This window comes from Herbaspirillum sp. DW155 (genome assembly GCF_037076565.1).
GTDB lineage: Bacteria > Pseudomonadota > Gammaproteobacteria > Burkholderiales > Burkholderiaceae_D > Herbaspirillum.
The window spans coordinates 1,923,439-1,939,653 of the sequence record NZ_AP029028.1 but is presented as its reverse complement, the minus strand read 5'-3'; the positions used below and the strand labels follow the sequence as shown (position 1 = coordinate 1,939,653).

Below are 16,215 nucleotides of genomic sequence, written 5' to 3'. Positions count from 1 at the left end.
CGACACAAGCGGGCCACCCATGAAAAAACCCGCAAGGCGACTTGCGGGTTTTTTATTGCCTGTGCTGCGCCACGCGAGGAAGGCACGAGGCCCTCAGTGCGGCGTCCGCTTGAAGAAGAACAGACCGGCGCCCACCAGCATGAGCATGCCGCCGAAGAAACGGTTCTGCGTTTTGATCGCCTTCTGGCTGCGGAAGAAGCGCTGCAAGCGGCTGGCGGCGAAGGCATAGCCATGCATCACCACCAGATCCACCGCCACCATGGTCACGGCCAGCACCAGCAGTTGCAGCCACAACGGACGCTCGTGGTCGATGAACTGCGGCAGCACCGCCACCATGAAGACGATGCCCTTGGGATTGGTGGCGTTGGTGAGGAAACCGGTCATGCAGCGCTGCCACCACTGCTGGCCGCGCTGGGCGCGGGCGGCGGCATTGGCCAGATCGATGGCTTCGCCTTCCTGCTCGGAGGGCACCGGGGCGCGCCATTGCGAGAAGCCCAGATAGATCAGGTACAAGGCACCGCAGATCTTGACCACGTTGAAGGCGGTTTCGGAAGCCACCAGCAGCGAGCCGACCCCGGCACCGGCAATGATCAGCACCATCACCAGGGCGATTTCCAGGCCGAGGATGGTGGCACTGGTGCGGCGCAGGCCGTAATTGAGGCCGTGGCTCATGGACAGGACGGCGCCCGATCCGGGCGAGATCGCGATGAGGCAGGCAGCGAAGAAGAAGGTGATCCAGGTTTGATAAGCCATGAAGAACTCGTTGGGAGGGCGCGGCGTGGAATGTGGAGTCACCCATTATAAGCAAAGCAGCAACGAATGCTTACAAATACGTGATGAATTGAAACACTTTCGCGTCGTCTTTCACGTCGACGGGTCGTTATAGGAAGCAAGGCGACACAAACGATGAAGCGATTACGCAAAATCAAGCGCCGAGCGTAACAACCACTTTCTAAAGGAAATTGCCATGAAAACCAAATCCGTCATTGTCGCTTCCCTGCTGACTGCACTGGCCCTGCCGGTGTTCGCACAGACCGGCAGCGCTGCGCCGGCCGCGCCCGCAGCAGCCACGGCCAAGGCGGAAGCCGGCAAGACCGACACTGCGCCCAAGGCCAAGAGCGAACATCACGCCAAGCACAAGAAGTCCGAAAAGTCGGAGAAGTCTGAAAAGTCGGAAAAGAAGGCTGACGCCAAGAGCGAAGCCAAGACCGACACCAAGGCGGCTACCGAGTCGGCCACCAAGACCAAGTAAGACCGTACCGGGCCAGTACCGATACAGATTGCAGACACGCAGCACACACCGTACACACAGTACTACTGACGCAAACCAGACACTTGTCTCCGAAAGGACATCATCATGAAAACCAAGACCATCATCGTTGCCTCCCTGCTGTCGGCCCTGACCCTGCCGGTGTTCGCCCAGACGGGCGCTGCCGCCACCACTGCGGCTCCGGCTGCCACCACCGCCGCCCCGGCCAAGGCTGATGCCGCCAAGACCGAAGCCACACCGAAGGCCAAGGTCCATCACGCCAAGCACAAGAAGTCGGAAAAGAAGGCTGAAAAGAAGGACGCAGCCGGTACCGACACCAAGGCCGCTGCCGAACCGGCTGCCCAGACCAAGTAAGAACTGTACCGGGCCAGTCCCGGTACAGAATGCAGACACGCAGCACACACCGTACATACAGTACGCACAATACTACTGACGCAAACCAGACACTTGTCTCTGAAAGGACATCATCATCATGAAAACCAAGACCATCATCGTTGCCTCCCTGCTGTCGGCCCTGACCCTGCCGGTGTTCGCCCAGACCGGCGCAGCCGCCACCACTGCGGCTCCGGCTGCCACCACCGCCGCCCCGGCCAAGGCTGACGCCGCCAAGACCGAGACCGCACCGAAGGCCAAGAAGGCCCATCACGCCAAGCACAAGAAGTCGGAAAAGAAGGCTGAAAAGAAGGAAGCAGCCGGCACCGACGCCAAGCCGGCTGCCGAGGGCGCCGCCAAGTAAGCCGTCCGCAAGGAGCAGTACACCGGGCGTCTGACGCCCGGACATGTCAGGGATGACAGGGATATCGCCTCCGCGCCATCGGGTTCGGAGGCGATATTTTTTATATCGTTTAAATCATTTGAATTGTTTGAATTTTTTGAATTGCCTGAGCAGTTCAGTCCTGCCGCCAGCGCAGCGCAATGCGCTCACCCGCAGAAGAGCCGGCGAAGTGGGCGCAATCCATGCCGATCCCCGCCGCGAACAGCAAGGCCTCGCCCGCCCATACCAGCGGCAGATACGGGCGCTCCCAGGCCGGCACATCGGCGCTCTGGTATTGCTGCTTGAGACTGCGCGCAGGACGGTTGGCCGCCAGCCTGATGCGTTCACCGCCACTGCGGCCACAGACCTGCAGCGTCTGCGCGCCCAGCCAGCCGGGGTCGAAGCCGGGCCGCGCATCACCTTCAGCGAGGCGTTCGAATACCAGCGTGCCGTAGAAGGCGGGCACATGCACCTGCGCCTGCCCGCTCCAGCGCAGCGACACGGATTCCCCCTCATCGGGCAAGCTGCGGCGCGGCGCCAGGAACACGCGCTCGCGATAGCGGTGCACCTCGCCATCAGGATGGGAGACGCATACCTGCGCCTCCACGTCGGCCTGCAGCAATTGCGTGCGCATCTCCTGCATCCACGCCGCGGAGGGCATGCGCATGCCGCGTAGCGCAAACCAGTGACGCATCAGATTGAGGAAGCGCTGCTCGCTCAAGGCACGCAAGGCCGGCATGCGCAGGTGATCTTCATGGCGGCATTGCGCCAGATCCTGTTCGGCCACTTCGCGCAGCAGTTCCTGTGCGCCTTGCGCATGACCGGCCGCACGCGCCAGGCGCTGCTGGTAGCCCGGGAAGACCTGGCCCAGCGCGGGCATGACCTGATGGCGCAAGGCGTTGCGGGTATAGCGCGGATCGCTGTTGGATTCATCCTCGATCCAGGTGAGCGACCAGCTGCGTGCCGCCGCTTCCAGCTGGGCGCGGGGCACGCTCAGGAAGGGCCGCGCGATCAAGGTGTGCGCATCGCCCAGCAAGCCCGGTGCGGCATTCCATTGATCCATGCCGGACATGCCCGCAAGGCCGCTCCCGCGCAGCAGTTGCAGCAGCACGGTTTCCGCCTGGTCATCCAGATGGTGCGCGCTCAGCAGCAGGCGCGCGCCGTGCTGGCGACACAGCCGCCCCAGCGCGGCATAACGCGCCAGTCGCGCGGCCTCTTCGATACCGCTGTCGGCCACGCGCTCCAGCCGGACGCGCTCGAAGGCGCAGGCGATGCCCCGCTGCGCGCAAAAATCCTGCACATGGATTAGCCAGGCATCCGCATTGACGGAGAGTCCATGATGCACGTGCAGCGCCACCAGCCGTCCACCGCTCTCCTGCTGCCACTGCGCGGCCACCTCCAGCAGCACGGTGGAATCGAGCCCGCCGCTGCAGGCCACGGCCAGCGTGTCGCGGGTGGTATCGAAAGCGGTGGCCGCCAGCGTGGCCTGCAGCGCCTGCCTCAGTGCGCTGGTGGTCTTGCCGGAGGAAGAGGAAGAATGTTCGGACATGAAAAAACAGCGCCGGAAAAGACAAACGCCAGCGAAGCAATCGCTGGCGCCTGGAGTGACGGAAAGAACAAGCGGCAGATTACTCGGCCGAATTCAGTTCCTTGAACTTGCCATAGGCCATCAGCTTTTCGTGACGGGCGGCCAGCAGGTCCTTGGTCTTCATGCCCTGGAACTGGCGCAGCGAATCCGACAGCGCGCGCTTGAGCAGGCCAGCCATCTGCTTGGGATCGCGATGGGCACCGCCCAGCGGCTCATTGACGATCTTGTCGATCAGGCCGATGGCCTTCAGGCGATGCGCGGTCAGGCCCAGTGCTTCGGCGGCGTCAGCGGCACGGTCGGCGGTCTTCCACAGGATGGAAGCGCAGCCTTCCGGCGAGATCACCGAGTAGGTCGCATATTGCAGCATGAGCACCGAGTCGCCCACGGCGATGGCCAGCGCGCCGCCGGAACCGCCTTCACCGATGATGGTGGCGATCAGCGGCACCTTCAGCTCGGCCATCACGTAGAGGTTGTGGCCGATGGCTTCGGACTGGCCGCGCTCTTCGGCATCGATGCCGGGGAAAGCACCCGGGGTATCGACAAAGGTAAAGATAGGCAAACCGAACTTCTCGGCCACCTTCATCAGGCGCATCGCCTTGCGATAGCCTTCCGGCTTGGGCATGCCGAAGTTGCGCATGGCGCGTTCCTTGGTGTCGCGCCCCTTCTGGTGGCCGATCACCATGCAGGCCTGGCCGTTGAAACGGGCCAGACCGCCGACGATGGACTGGTCGTCCGCAAAGGTGCGGTCGCCGTGCAGTTCGTGGAAATCGGTAAAGATCTCGCGCACGTAGTCCATGGTATAGGGACGCTGCGGATGGCGCGCGATCTGGGAGACCTGCCAGGGCGTGAGCTTGGCGTAGATGTCCTTGGTCAGCTGCTGGCTCTTCTTGACCAGGCGCTCGATCTCTTCGGAGATGTCGACGGCCGAGTCATCCTGTACAAAACGCAACTCTTCGATCTTGGCATCCAGCTCGGCGATGGCCTGCTCGAAGCCCAGAAAAGTCGTTGTCGATTTACTCATTGTGTTCCTTTTTCAACAAGTCCGATGATGCGGCGAGAATCGGTGGAAATGCCGGCCCGGTGCGGGTTGCGGCGCGATGATCCCCGGATGCATCGGTTTGCCTTCAAATCTTGGGAGGACGGGAGTATACACCAGCGCTGCCCGCGCCCTCTCCCTCTTGGATCAATAATCGGAGGGCAGCGGATCCAGGCTGCGCCACAGATACCAGGTGGCCACGGTGCGCCACGGTTCCCAGTTCGCGGCGACTTCCCGCGCATCGCTGCGCGAGACCGGCTCACCCGAGAAGTAGCTGATGCTGATGCCCTTGAGCAATCCCAGGTCATCCAGCGGCAGCACGTTCGGGCGCAGCAGATTAAATATCAAAAACATCTCGGCTGTCCAGCGGCCAATCCCGCGGATCTGGATCATCTCGGCAATGACGGCTTCGTCTTCCATCTCCGCCCATTTGTCGGGATGCACCGTCTTGGCCTTGAAGTGCGCCGCCAGATCGAGGATGTATTCGGCCTTGCGCTTGGACAAGCCGCAAGCGGCCAGCCCTTCGGGCCCGGTGCGCATCACCTGGGCCGGCGTGCAGCGCGGACAGGCTTCCAGGAAGCGCTGCCAGACCGCATTGGCGGCCTTGGTCGAAATTTGCTGGCCGATCACCGAGCGCGCCAGCGTGGTGAAGGCGTCGCCGCGCACCGTCAGTTGCAGATCCCCGAATTGCGGGATGATCTTGCGCATGATGCGGTCGCGCTTCATCAGCTCGGCCTTGGCCTCTTCCCAGTAGGCCGGGACGATCAGGCTGGGATCGGCCTCGCTGGCTTTTCGGTTGGTATTCAAATCAAGCTCTCCGCCATTCGGTCAGGCCGCCCGGTTTGTCTTCCAGAATGATGCCGGCCGCGGTCAGCTCGGCACGGAGCCGGTCGGCTTCGGCGAAGTTCTTGGCCGCCTTGGCCGCCTTGCGCGCTGCGATCAGCGCTTCGATCTCGGTTTCGCCCAGACCGTCTGCCGCTGCCACGCCGCCCTTGAGGTACTCGCCCGGCTCGCGCTGCAACAAGCCCAGGATGCCGGCCAGCGCCTTCAGCTGGCGCGCCTGCGATGGCGAACGGCTGCGGTTGACTTCATTGGCCAGCTCGAAGAGCACGGCGATGGCGACCGGGGTGTTGAAGTCATCGTTCAGGGCCTCTGTGAACCTTTGTGCATGCGCCTCATCGGCCTGCAGGCCGCCTGCTTCCGGCGGCACGTCCTTCAAGGCCGTATACAGGCGGGTGAGCGCCTGACGGGCATCGTCCAGGTGGGCATCGGAATAGTTCAGGGGACTGCGGTAGTGCGCACGCAAGATGAAGAAACGTAACACTTCCGGGTCGTACTTCTTGAGCACGTCGCGAATCGTAAAGAAGTTGCCCAGGGACTTGGACATCTTCTCGTTGTCGATGCGCACGAAGCCGTTGTGCATCCAGTAATTCACGAAGGTGTGCTGGTGCGCGCCTTCGGACTGGGCGATTTCATTTTCATGGTGCGGGAACTGCAGATCCTGGCCGCCGCCGTGGATGTCGAAATGCTCGCCCAGCAAGTCACCGGACATGGCCGAGCACTCGATGTGCCAGCCCGGACGGCCGCAGCCCCAGGGCGAGTCCCACTTGGCCTCGTCCGGCTCGCTGGGCTTGGCGGCCTTCCAGAGCACGAAGTCCAGCGGATCGCGCTTGCCGGTGTTCACATCCACCCGCTCGCCGGCGCGCAGGTCGTCCAGCGACTTGCCGGAGAGCTTGCCGTAGCGGGGGAAATCGCGCACCGAGTAATTGACGTCGCCATCGCTGGCCTTGTAGGCCAGGCCGTTCTTTTCCAGCTTGCCGATCAGGTCCAGCATCTGCGGCACGTATTTGGTCGCGCGCGGTTCATGGTCGGGACGCTGCACGCCCAGGGCGGCGGCATCCTCGTTCATGGCATCGATGAAGCGGTTGGTCAGCTGGGCGATGGTTTCGCCGTTTTCGACAGCGCGTTTGATGATCTTGTCGTCGATATCGGTAATGTTGCGCACGTAGGTCACGGCGTAACCGGACGCGCGCAGCCAGCGCTGCACCATGTCGAACACCACCAGCACGCGCGCATGGCCGATATGGCAATAGTCATAGACGGTCATGCCGCACACGTACAAGCGCACCTTGCCGGGTTCGATCGGGGTAAAGGTCTGCTTATCACGCGACAGCGTGTTGTAAATCTTGAGCTCGCTCATGGGATGGGAATTCTGGGTTGGCGGGACCGGTGAGGACGCCTGGTTCATGCAATCTGCGAAGGGCCGGCACCGTGAAGAAGCGTGGCGCTGGCAGGCCCCTGCCTGGGTTTCATTGTTCTAGCAGCAATTGCAACATGAACGGGTCACGGTAGCCAAACCTCTTTTTGTCTTACTTGTTTGATATAAAATGCCAGCTTTCTTCGAATTTCTTCGAGTATAGCATCGATAAAACCATGCCCCCAGAATCACAAGAACAGACATCCATTCATGGTTTGCGCGGTTTGATCAGCAAAACTGCCCACAAGACGGCAGTATTGTCCAGCCTGGTGGCCGCCCTGTTTGCGGTGCCCGCCAGCGCTGCGCATGCCAGTGAAATGTCTGACATCAACAAGCTGATGCGGGCGGGGCAGTATGCCGAAGCACTGACCAAGACCGATGCCGTACTGGCGAAACACCCGCGCGATGCGCAACTGCGTTTCACGAAGGGCCTGATCTTAGCAGAACAAAACCGTTCTGCCGAGGCCATTGCCGTGTTCACCAAGCTGACCGAAGACTTCCCCGACCTGCCCGAGCCGTACAACAACCTGGCGGTGCTGTATGCGGCCGACGGCCAGTACGACAAGGCCAGAGCTGCGCTGGACATGGCCATGCGCACCAATCCGACCTATGCGACGGCGCTGGAGAACCTGGGCGACGTCTATGCCAAGCTGGCCAGCCAGGCTTATGACAAGGCGCTGCAGATCGATCCGGGCGCCAACGTGCCGCAGCCCAAGCTGACGCTGTTGCGCTCACTCAACGGCAACACCACCGGCGGCACCGTGCCGCGCCTGGCCTCGGCCGCCTCCACGCAACGCGATGCCAAGGCCAAGGCCGAGGCGGCTGCCGCCGAGCAGCAGGAACGCAACCGCGCGCTGGCCGCCGAGAAACTGGCACAGCAGGCCGCCGCCGACAAGGCCGAGGCCGAGAAGACCGCCATCGCCAAGGCCACCAGCGACAAGGAAAAGGCGGCTGCGGACAAGGCTGCGGCCGACAAGGCAGCGGCCGAGAAAGCTGCTGCCGACAAGGCCGCCGCAGACAAGGCAGCGGCAGAAAAAGCGGCCGCCGAGCGCGCCAAGGCCGAGAAGGCCCGCGCCGAACAGTTGGCCGCCGAACAGGCGCGCGCCCAGAAGGCTGCTGCCGACCAGGCCGCCGCCGAGCAAAAGCAGAAGGAACTGCAGGCGCAGAAGGACAAGGAACAGGCCGACAAGCTGGCCCGCGAGCAGGCTGCCCGCGCCGAGAAGGAAAAAGCAGCCCAGGCGGCCGCAGAGAAAGCCAAGGCTGACAAGCTGGCCGCTGCCGAGAAGGCGAAGGCCGACAAGCTGGCCGCTGCCGAAAAGGCCAAGGCTGACAAGGCCCGCGCCGACAAGGAAAAGGCCAAGGCCGAAGCCAGCGCCGAACAGGACAAGGCCACCGTGCTGGCGGCCTTGAATGGATGGGCCAAGGCCTGGAGCGACAAGGACGTGCGCAGCTACCTGGGTCATTACGCCAGCGACTTCGAGACACCCCGTGGCGCCTCCCGCAAAGAATGGGCCGAAGAGCGCCGCGCCCGCATCGAGGACAAGGGCCGCATCAGCGTCAAGGTCAGCAATGCCACGGTGAGCATCAACGGCAACATCGCGACCGTGCGCTATCGCCAGATATATAATTCGGATCGGCTGACGGTGGACAGCCGCAAGACCCTGATCTTCGTCAAACAGGGCAATCGATGGCTGATCAAACAGGAACGATCGGGAGGGTAATTGGTGGCTAGCGCTTTGCAAGGGCGTCCCGCGCGCATGCTCGGACGCCTTCTGATGTTGTGCCTGGCAGGGCTGCCTGTGATGGGCAGCGAGGCATCCTCTTCTTCCATTCCGCCGCAAGGCAATACGGTCGGTGCGCCGGCCGCCAAGCCCGATCCGGAAGCCCTGCTCATCGATATCTACAAAGACCTGGGGGCCAACCGCCTGCGCGAAGCCCAGGCCAAGGCCGATGCGCTGGTGGCGGCCTATCCCACCTTCCGTCTCGGCCACCTGGTGCGCGGCGATCTGCTGCTGATGCATGCGCGACCGGTGCGCAACTTCGGCGCGATGGCCGATGGCCCCAGCGACAAGCTCAAGGAACTGCGTGATGAAGCCATGGTGCGCATTCGTTCGCTGCAGCAAAAACCCGACCCCAGCCTGATCCCCAAGGCCGTGCTGCAGGTCGGCGACGACCAGAAAAACGTGCTGGTGGTCGACACCACGCGCTCGCGCATGTACGTCTACGAGAACCAGGGTGGCGATCTGAAGTACCTGACCGACTACTACATCTCGCAAGGCCGCTTCGGCGCCAACAAGACCAAGTCCGGCGACCAGCGCACGCCCATCGGCGTGTATTACGTGAACAATCGCATCCCCGGCCCCAAGCTGCCCGACTTCTATGGCACCGGCGCTCTGCCGCTGTCCTACCCCAATGAATGGGACAAGCGCAACGGCCGCAGCGGCTATGGCATCTGGCTGCACGGCACGCCCTCGGACAACTTCAGCCGCCCGCCCCTGTCTTCGGACGGCTGCGTGGTGCTGGCCAATCCGGATCTGCAGAGCCTGTATTCCACCGCCGAGGTCGGCAAGACGGTGGTGGTGATCAGTCAGAACGTGCAGTTCGTCAACAAGGACGCCCTGGCCAAGGATCGCGACGCCGCTTCGGCCATGCTGGAACAGTGGGGCCAGTCGCTGGAGAATGCGGATGCCGACCAGGTGCTGTCGTATTACTCGCCCGAATTCCGCTCGGCCCAGGGCGAAAACCTGGCCACCTGGTTCAGCCGCCAGCAGAAGAGCCTGAACGGGGCGCGCTACACCAGTGTCAAACTCCGCGATGTCAGCCTGTTCCGCTATCCCGGCACACCGGAAGACATGATCGTCAGCACTTTCACCCAGGAAAGTGCGGTCGGCAAGAGCAAGAACGCGATCCGCAAGCGCCAGTACTGGGTGCGCGAAGGATCGCAATGGAAAATCATTTACGAAGGCAACGCATGATCCTCTCCCGTCGTCACCTGCTGCGCATGGCAGCAGCGTTTTCCCTGTCGGCCACCCTGGCCGCTCCGGTCCTGGCCGCTGACGCGCCGCGCGTGCTGCTCAAGACCAGCATGGGTGACATCACCCTGGAACTGAATCCCGAAAAGGCCCCGGTCTCGGTCGACAATTTCCTCAAGTACGTCAAGAAGGGCCAGTACAACGGCACCGTCTTCCACCGCGTCATCAATGGCTTCATGATCCAGGGCGGTGGCTACGACCAGAACATGCGCGAAAAGCCCACCGACGCGCCCATCAAGAACGAGGCCAATAACGGTTTGAAGAACGAGGTTTATACTGTGGCGATGGCGCGCACCTCGGCACCGCACTCGGCCACCGCCCAGTTCTTCATCAACGTGGCGGACAACCGCTTCCTGAATTACCCCGGCCAGGATGGCTGGGGCTACGCGGTGTTCGGCAAGGTCATCGCCGGCGCGGATGTGGTCGACAAGATCAAGCAGGTGCGCACCGGAGCCGGCGACGTACCGGCCACGCCGGTGGTGATCGAATCGGCCACCCTGGTCAAGTAAGGCCGGCGTCCCTTGACGTAGCCAAGCAGCCAAGGCGGGCCAAAGTCGCCCGCCGGTTTTTTTCATTCCCCCACAAGCAAAGGATTCATCATGGCAGTTCTGCTCACCACCAACCACGGCAACATCAAGATCGAACTGGATGCAGAGAAGGCTCCCAAGACCGTTGAGAACTTCCTGGCCTACGTCAACGCCGGTCATTACAACGGCACCATCTTCCACCGCGTCATCGACGGTTTCATGATCCAGGGCGGCGGCTTCGAACCCGGCATGAAGCAGAAGGAAACCCGTGAGCCGATCGAGAACGAAGCCAAGAATGGCTTGAAGAACGAGCCCTACACCCTGGCCATGGCCCGCACCGCAGCCCCGCACTCGGCCTCGGCGCAGTTCTTCATCAACGTCAAGAACAACAGCTTCCTCGACTACCCGGGCCAGGACGGCTGGGGCTACTGCGTCTTCGGCAAGGTCGTCGAAGGCACTGAAGTGGTCGACAAGATCAAGGGTGTGAAGACCACCCGCGCCGGCATGTTCGCCGACGTGCCTGCGGAAGACGTGGTGATCGAGAAGGCAGAAGTGGTCTGAGACTGACCATTTCCCTCATCGACCATGACTGATTTCCAGTTCATGCAGAAAGCGCAACCGACGGTTGCGCTTTTTGTTTCCGACCTGCATTTGCAGGCCGCCCTGCCCCGCACCACCGAGGCTTTCCTGGCCTTCCTGCAAAGCCATGCGGTACAGACGCAGCAACTGTACCTGCTGGGTGACGTGTTCGAGTACTGGGCCGGTGATGACGACCGTACTGGCCCCTACAACCAACTGATTGCTGATGCGCTGCGAACTGTACAGGGCCACGGCGTGCAACTGTACTGGATGGCCGGGAACCGCGATTTCCTGGTCGGCCAGGCTTTTGCCGATGCCGCAGGACTGACGCTGCTCGATGACCCGCACGTGGTCACCCTGGCTGGCCGCACCCTGGCGCTGGCTCATGGCGACGCGCAATGCACCGATGACCATGCCTACATGGCCTTTCGCGCGCAGGTGCGCCAGCCGGCCTACCAGCAGCAGTTCCTGGCCATGCCCCTGGCGCAGCGCAAGGCCATCATCGAGGGTATCCGCAAGAACAGCCAGGACGCCAACCAGAGCAAGGACATGGCGATCATGGATGTGAATGCCGGCGCCATCGATGCGCTCTTTGCGCAGACCGACACCGATGTGCTGATCCACGGGCACACGCACCGCCCTGCCCTGCATCGTCTCGCCGATGGCAAGCTGCGCTATGTCCTGCCGGATTGGGAATATGACGTAGAGACGCCGCGTGGCGGCTGGATCAGCCTGACGGCCGATGGCGTGCTGCATCGGCATGACGTGGACGGCAACGAGATCGCCTGATCCGGCATTTCACTTCACCGCAGCCGGATGGTCCCGGCTGCAGTTTTCTCTTCAATCGACCAGCCGGTTCAGTTGTGCGGCGTCGAATTGTCCGGCCTCTTCCATGCGCCGACACCCTATCCCAGCTCGCTGCAATGCGGCCAGCACGGCTTCCAGTTGCTGCTCCTGTGCGGCCACCTGATTGATGAGCCCATGCAAGGCTTTCGACAGCGGATCATCGCCATTGGGCATCACGCCATAGGCCGCAAAGAGTCGCGCTGCCGCCTGCTCGCGCCCGCCCGGCGAAGCATTGCGCTCGACGATGCGCGCCGGGTTGCCCACCGCCGTGGCACCGGCCGGCACTTCCTTGGTCACCACCGCGTTGGAGCCGACCTTGGCGCCATCGCCCACCGTAAAGCCGCCCAGCACCTTGGCCCCGGCACCGATGATGACGCCGCGCCCCAGCGTCGGATGGCGCTTGGCGCCCTTGGCCAGCGAAGTGCCGCCCAGGGTCACGCCTTGATAGATGGTGGAATCGTCACCGACGATGGCGGTCTCGCCGATCACGACACCCATCCCGTGATCGATGAAGACACGCCGGCCGATGGTGGCGCCGGGATGGATCTCGATGCCGGTCAGCGTGCGTCCGAGCTGGGAGATGAAGCGGCCCAGCCATTTCAGATCGGCCGTCCAGCAGGCCTTGGCCCAGCGATGCAGGATCACCGCATGCAGGCCGGGATAACAGGTCAGCACCTCCCAGCTGTTACGCGCGGCGGGGTCGCGCTCGCGGATGCTGGCGATGTCTTCTCTGAGTCGGCTGAACATGGTGTGCTTCCTGAAACGTTGAAAGGAAAAAAGCTGCGAAGTGATACAGAAATGGAATGGCAAAAAAAATCGCCGGACACGAAGTCCGGCGATGGTGTCATGCGGGATGACCGGACTTACTTGGGCAAGCGCTGGCGTCGCGCCTCGTACAGACAGACGCCGGACGCCACCGAAACGTTGAGGCTCTCGACCGATCCGAACATGGGAATATTGACCAGCACGTCGCAGGTCTCGCGGGTGAGACGGCGCATGCCTTCGCCTTCGGAGCCCATCACCAGCGCGGTGGGACCGGTGAAGTCGCCTTCGTAGAGACCCTTCTCGGCATCGTCCGAGGTACCGATGATCCACACGCCGCGTTCCTTCAGGTCGCGCATGGTGCGCGCCAGGTTGGTGACGGTGATGTAGGGCACGGTGTCGGAGGCACCGCTGGAAACCTTCATGGCGGTCGCATTCAGGCCCACGGCGCGGTCCTTGGGCGCGATCACGGCATGCGCGCCGGCACCATCGGCCACGCGCAGGCAGGCGCCCAGGTTGTGCGGATCGGTGATGCCGTCGAGGATCAGCAGCAGCGGCGGGCCGACCACGGCATCCAGCAGTTCATCGAGGGTGCGTGCCAGCGACAGCGCGGCGGCCTTGGCCACCACGCCCTGGTGGCGGCGCGTACCGACCATGGCCGCGAGGCGCTGGTCGTCGGCCTGGATGATGCGCACGTTGGCTTCCTTGGCCGCATGCAGCAGATCCAGCATGCGGCGGTCGCGGCGCTCGGCATCCACGTAGATCTCTTCCACCGAGGAAGCCTCGTGGCGGATGCGGGAGGTCACGGCATGGAAGCCGAAAATCATTTTGCTCTTCATAGATCCTGCTTGTGTCTTTCGTCTTGCTCGGGACAGGCGTCCCTCGTTCCATCAAACCCGACCAGCCGCTTGCGGCCAGACCGGGGACATGCTCATCGCTTCTTCTTGCCCTTGCTGAAGCCCTTGGCGGCAGCGCGCTTGCGGTCGGCCTCGCCAGGACGCGCCGTACCGCTACGGGCGGCACCGGCCTTGGCACCGCCCTTGGACTTGCCGGCAGCGGCTGCCGGCTTGGCCGGCGCAGCCTTCTTGCCGCGTGATGCGGGCTGACTTGCAGCGGCTTGCTTGCTGCCACCTGACTTGCCGCGTGCAGCGCTTTCGGCGCGCTTGGCTTCGTTCTTGATCAGGGTGCGGATGCCCGGCTCGTTGACCAGTGACAGGTCGATCTTGCGCGCATCCAGGTCCACCCGGCTGACCTGCACGGTCACGCGGTCGGTCAGCTGGTAGCGGATGCCGGTGCGCTCGCCGCGCAGCTCATGGCGCGCTTCGTCGTACTGGAAGTAATCGGCACCCAGTTCGGTGACGTGCACCAGGCCTTCGATGTAGAGCGCATCGAGCTGCACGAAGATGCCGAAGGTCGCCACGCCGGCGATGGTGCCGGTGAATTCCTCGCCCAGCTTGTCGCGGATGAAGTAGCACTTCAGCCAGGCTTCCACATCACGCGAGGCCTCGTCGGCACGGCGCTCGTTGGCCGAACAGTGCAGGCCCAGCGCTTCCCAGATCGCCAGCGCGCTTTCGCCACGCGGCTTCTTGCCGGCGGCCTTGTCGGTGGCACGCTGCAGCGCCTGGGCCTTGCGCGCGGCGGGCGAGATCGAGGTATTGAGCGCGCTGCTGTCGATGCCCTTGGGTTCGTAGCGCTTGCCTTGCAGCACGGCCTTGATGGCACGGTGCGTCAGCAGGTCGGGATAGCGGCGGATCGGGCTGGTGAAGTGCGCGTAGGACTCGTAGGACAGGCCGAAGTGGCCGATGTTGTCCGGGCTGTAGACGGCCTGCTGCATCGAACGCAGCAGCATGGTCTGGATCAGCACGCCATCCGGACGCGCCTTGACCTTGGGCATCAGCTCGGCATAGTCGGAAGCGCTGGGGGTGTCGCCACCGCCGAGACTCAGGCCGACCTGCTTCAAGAAGGTGCGCAATTGCGTCAGCTTTTCCTTGGTCGGGCCGGCGTGAATGCGATAGAGCGCCGGATGATCGTGACGCTTCAACAGGTCGGCCGCACAGACGTTGGCGGCCAGCATGCATTCCTCGATCAGGCGGTGAGCATCGTTGCGGGTGCGCGGCAAAATCTTCTCGATCTTGCCGGCGGCGTTGCAGACGATGTAGGTCTCGGTGGTCTCGAAGTCGATGGCACCGCGTGCCTGGCGTGCCGTCAGCAGCGCCTGGAAGACTTCGTAAAGATGCGTCAGGTGCGGTACCAGGCCGATGCGGCGCGCCGCTTCCGGGCCCTTGGTATTGGCCAGGATCGAGGCCACTTCGGTATAGGTCAGGCGCGCTGCCGAGTGAATCACGGCCGGATAGAACTGGTAGGCCTTGATCTCGCCCTTGGCGGTGATGACGGCATCGCACACCAGGGTCAGGCGGTCCACGTCCGGGTTCAGCGAGCACAGGCCGTTGGAGAGTTTTTCCGGCAGCATCGGGATGACCCGGCGCGGGAAATACACCGAGGTGCTGCGCTCCAGCGCATCCACGTCGAGGGCGTCGTTGGGCTTGACGTAATGGCTCACGTCAGCGATGGCCACGATCAGGCGATAGCCCTTGCTGCGGCCGATCTTGACCGGTTCGCAGTAGACCGCATCGTCGAAGTCGCGCGCGTCTTCGCCGTCGATGGTGACCAGCGGCACATCGCGCAAGTCCACGCGGTCCTTCAGGTCAGCCGCCTTGACTTCGCTGGGCAGCTTGGAGGACAGCTTCTTGGCGGCATCCGAGAATTCGTGCGGCACGCCGTACTTGCGCACGGCGATTTCGATTTCCATGCCGGGGTCGTCGATGTCCCCCAGTATCTCGACGATCTTGCCCACCGGTTGCGTGTAGCGCGAGGGATGCTCGGTCAGCTCCACGCTCACCACCTGCCCTGCCTTGGCCTTGCCCGGAGGGCCGGCCAGCAGCACGTCGTGGCCGATGCGCTTGTCTTCGGGGGCGACCACCCAGACGCCGTTTTCATTCAACAGGCGGCCGATCACGTGCGTATTGGCGCGCTCCACCACTTCGACGATGGTGCCTTCGGGACGGCCGCGACGATCGGTGCCAGTGATGCGCGCCTGCACGCGGTCGCCGTGCATGACCTTCTGCATTTCCTTCTCGGGCAGGAACAGGTCATCGGTTCCTTCATCGGGCAGCAGAAAACCGAAGCCATCGCGATGGGCCGAGACGCGGCCGAGGATGAAATCGGGCGAATGGGTCAGCTTGTAGTTTCCGGCGCGATCCGGCTTGATCTGGCCGTCGCGTTCCATGGCGTTGAGGCGGCGCGTGAGGCCATCCATTTCTTCGGGCTTGACGCCGAGCGCGGCTGCCAGTGCGGCAGCATTTTGCGCGCCGGACGAAGTACGCAGGATGCCGAGGATCTCTTCCCGGCTGGGAATGGAATAGGGAAATTGGCTCAAAAGTTTCGTTTCGCGCAATTGTTATAAATGCCAAGGCGAAGTGTGCCCAGGCCGACGGATGTGCCTAGTGTAACGGAGTTGCGGCCATTTACCTAACCGCAATACGGGGGCAAAAAGGGGGATGGGCA

General features: G+C 63.1%; 16 protein-coding genes. 8 read left to right on the top strand and 8 right to left on the bottom strand.

Features of this window, described 5'->3' with window-relative positions; genetic code table 11:
• Positions 1 to 93: 93 nt before the first annotated feature.
• A complete protein-coding gene (locus AACH55_RS08760) occupies positions 94 to 753 on the bottom strand; it encodes a LysE family transporter (protein WP_338719046.1) in 660 nt (219 codons plus the stop codon).
• Positions 754 to 967: 214 nt separating this feature from the next.
• Here AACH55_RS08760 and AACH55_RS08755 point away from each other — a divergent pair, with 214 nt between their 5' ends.
• The 3 genes from AACH55_RS08755 (at position 968) to AACH55_RS08745 (ending at position 2,006) form a co-directional block, all read left to right on the top strand.
• Positions 968 to 1,252, top strand: coding sequence for a hypothetical protein (locus AACH55_RS08755; protein WP_338719045.1), 285 nt, complete (start codon positions 968 to 970; stop codon positions 1,250 to 1,252).
• A gap of 105 nt (positions 1,253 to 1,357) precedes the next feature.
• A complete protein-coding gene (locus AACH55_RS08750) occupies positions 1,358 to 1,624 on the top strand; it encodes a hypothetical protein (RefSeq protein WP_338719044.1) in 267 nt (88 codons plus the stop codon).
• A 118-nt stretch (positions 1,625 to 1,742) separates the two neighbouring features.
• The gene (locus AACH55_RS08745; RefSeq protein WP_338719043.1) at positions 1,743 to 2,006 is read left to right on the top strand and encodes a hypothetical protein; all 264 of its coding nucleotides are present in this window, start codon (positions 1,743 to 1,745) and stop codon (positions 2,004 to 2,006) included.
• Positions 2,007 to 2,160: 154 nt separating this feature from the next.
• Here the strand turns inward: AACH55_RS08745 and tilS are convergent, their stop codons facing one another.
• The 4 genes from tilS to cysS all read right to left on the bottom strand — a co-directional run bounded on the left by tilS (position 2,161) and on the right by cysS (position 6,848).
• Complete coding sequence (gene tilS / locus AACH55_RS08740) at positions 2,161 to 3,573, bottom strand: tRNA lysidine(34) synthetase TilS (RefSeq protein ID WP_338719042.1); 1,413 nt, start codon at positions 3,571 to 3,573, stop codon at positions 2,161 to 2,163.
• Between the two features lie 79 nt (positions 3,574 to 3,652).
• Positions 3,653 to 4,633 carry an acetyl-CoA carboxylase carboxyltransferase subunit alpha gene (locus tag AACH55_RS08735; protein WP_008327848.1) on the bottom strand — a complete coding sequence of 327 codons (981 nt, stop codon included), beginning with the start codon at positions 4,631 to 4,633 and terminating at the stop codon, positions 3,653 to 3,655.
• Between the two features lie 162 nt (positions 4,634 to 4,795).
• The gene (locus AACH55_RS08730; protein WP_338719041.1) at positions 4,796 to 5,455 is read right to left on the bottom strand and encodes a DNA-3-methyladenine glycosylase; all 660 of its coding nucleotides are present in this window, start codon (positions 5,453 to 5,455) and stop codon (positions 4,796 to 4,798) included.
• Position 5,456: 1 nt separating this feature from the next.
• Positions 5,457 to 6,848, bottom strand: a complete 1,392-nt coding sequence (gene cysS / locus AACH55_RS08725; protein WP_338719040.1) for a cysteine--tRNA ligase — start codon at positions 6,846 to 6,848, stop codon at positions 5,457 to 5,459.
• Positions 6,849 to 7,081: 233 nt separating this feature from the next.
• Between cysS and AACH55_RS08720 the strand changes: the two genes are divergently transcribed.
• From AACH55_RS08720 to AACH55_RS08700, 5 genes are all read left to right on the top strand, one after another.
• Positions 7,082 to 8,626 (top strand): tetratricopeptide repeat protein, encoded by a 1,545-nt coding sequence (locus AACH55_RS08720; RefSeq protein WP_338719039.1) that lies wholly within the window; start codon positions 7,082 to 7,084, stop codon positions 8,624 to 8,626.
• 36 nt (positions 8,627 to 8,662) lie between these two features.
• Complete coding sequence (locus tag AACH55_RS08715) at positions 8,663 to 9,880, top strand: L,D-transpeptidase (RefSeq protein WP_338719038.1); 1,218 nt, start codon at positions 8,663 to 8,665, stop codon at positions 9,878 to 9,880.
• Positions 9,877 to 10,446 (top strand): peptidylprolyl isomerase, encoded by a 570-nt coding sequence (locus AACH55_RS08710; protein ID WP_338719037.1) that lies wholly within the window; start codon positions 9,877 to 9,879, stop codon positions 10,444 to 10,446. Before AACH55_RS08715 ends, AACH55_RS08710 begins: the two co-directional genes overlap by 4 nt.
• 90 nt (positions 10,447 to 10,536) lie before the next feature.
• Positions 10,537 to 11,025 (top strand): peptidylprolyl isomerase, encoded by a 489-nt coding sequence (locus AACH55_RS08705; protein WP_338719036.1) that lies wholly within the window; start codon positions 10,537 to 10,539, stop codon positions 11,023 to 11,025.
• 24 nt (positions 11,026 to 11,049) lie between these two features.
• Positions 11,050 to 11,832, top strand: a complete 783-nt coding sequence (locus AACH55_RS08700) for a UDP-2,3-diacylglucosamine diphosphatase (RefSeq protein WP_338719035.1) — start codon at positions 11,050 to 11,052, stop codon at positions 11,830 to 11,832.
• Positions 11,833 to 11,883: 51 nt separating this feature from the next.
• On the opposite strand, the gene cysE is transcribed toward AACH55_RS08700, so the two are convergent.
• The 3 genes from cysE to rnr all read right to left on the bottom strand — a co-directional run bounded on the left by cysE (position 11,884) and on the right by rnr (position 16,087).
• Positions 11,884 to 12,636, bottom strand: coding sequence for a serine O-acetyltransferase (gene cysE, locus AACH55_RS08695; protein ID WP_338719034.1), 753 nt, complete (start codon positions 12,634 to 12,636; stop codon positions 11,884 to 11,886).
• Positions 12,637 to 12,752: 116 nt separating this feature from the next.
• A complete protein-coding gene (gene rlmB, locus AACH55_RS08690; RefSeq protein WP_121039396.1) occupies positions 12,753 to 13,490 on the bottom strand; it encodes a 23S rRNA (guanosine(2251)-2'-O)-methyltransferase RlmB in 738 nt (245 codons plus the stop codon).
• A gap of 92 nt (positions 13,491 to 13,582) precedes the next feature.
• Positions 13,583 to 16,087: a ribonuclease R gene (gene rnr / locus AACH55_RS08685; protein WP_338719033.1), complete on the bottom strand. Its 2,505-nt coding sequence runs from the start codon at positions 16,085 to 16,087 to the stop codon at positions 13,583 to 13,585.
• Between the last annotated feature and the right edge of the window lie 128 nt (positions 16,088 to 16,215).

Bases quoted from the DNA above. Each gene is read 5' to 3' on its own strand.
- AACH55_RS08700 (WP_338719035.1), top strand. From the start codon at position 11,050: ATGACTGATTTCCAGTTCATGCAGAAAGCGCAACCGACGGTTGCGCTT.
- cysS (WP_338719040.1), bottom strand. From the start codon at position 6,848: ATGAGCGAGCTCAAGATTTACAACACGCTGTCGCGTGATAAGCAGACC.
- AACH55_RS08750 (WP_338719044.1), top strand. From the start codon at position 1,358: ATGAAAACCAAGACCATCATCGTTGCCTCCCTGCTGTCGGCCCTGACC.
- AACH55_RS08735 (WP_008327848.1), bottom strand. From the start codon at position 4,633: ATGAGTAAATCGACAACGACTTTTCTGGGCTTCGAGCAGGCCATCGCC.
- AACH55_RS08720 (WP_338719039.1), top strand. From the start codon at position 7,082: ATGCCCCCAGAATCACAAGAACAGACATCCATTCATGGTTTGCGCGGT.
- tilS (WP_338719042.1), bottom strand. From the start codon at position 3,573: ATGTCCGAACATTCTTCCTCTTCCTCCGGCAAGACCACCAGCGCACTG.
- AACH55_RS08705 (WP_338719036.1), top strand. From the start codon at position 10,537: ATGGCAGTTCTGCTCACCACCAACCACGGCAACATCAAGATCGAACTG.
- AACH55_RS08715 (WP_338719038.1), top strand. From the start codon at position 8,663: ATGCTCGGACGCCTTCTGATGTTGTGCCTGGCAGGGCTGCCTGTGATG.
- cysE (WP_338719034.1), bottom strand. From the start codon at position 12,636: ATGTTCAGCCGACTCAGAGAAGACATCGCCAGCATCCGCGAGCGCGAC.
- AACH55_RS08745 (WP_338719043.1), top strand. From the start codon at position 1,743: ATGAAAACCAAGACCATCATCGTTGCCTCCCTGCTGTCGGCCCTGACC.
- AACH55_RS08760 (WP_338719046.1), bottom strand. From the start codon at position 753: ATGGCTTATCAAACCTGGATCACCTTCTTCTTCGCTGCCTGCCTCATC.
- rlmB (WP_121039396.1), bottom strand. From the start codon at position 13,490: ATGAAGAGCAAAATGATTTTCGGCTTCCATGCCGTGACCTCCCGCATC.
- AACH55_RS08710 (WP_338719037.1), top strand. From the start codon at position 9,877: ATGATCCTCTCCCGTCGTCACCTGCTGCGCATGGCAGCAGCGTTTTCC.
- AACH55_RS08755 (WP_338719045.1), top strand. From the start codon at position 968: ATGAAAACCAAATCCGTCATTGTCGCTTCCCTGCTGACTGCACTGGCC.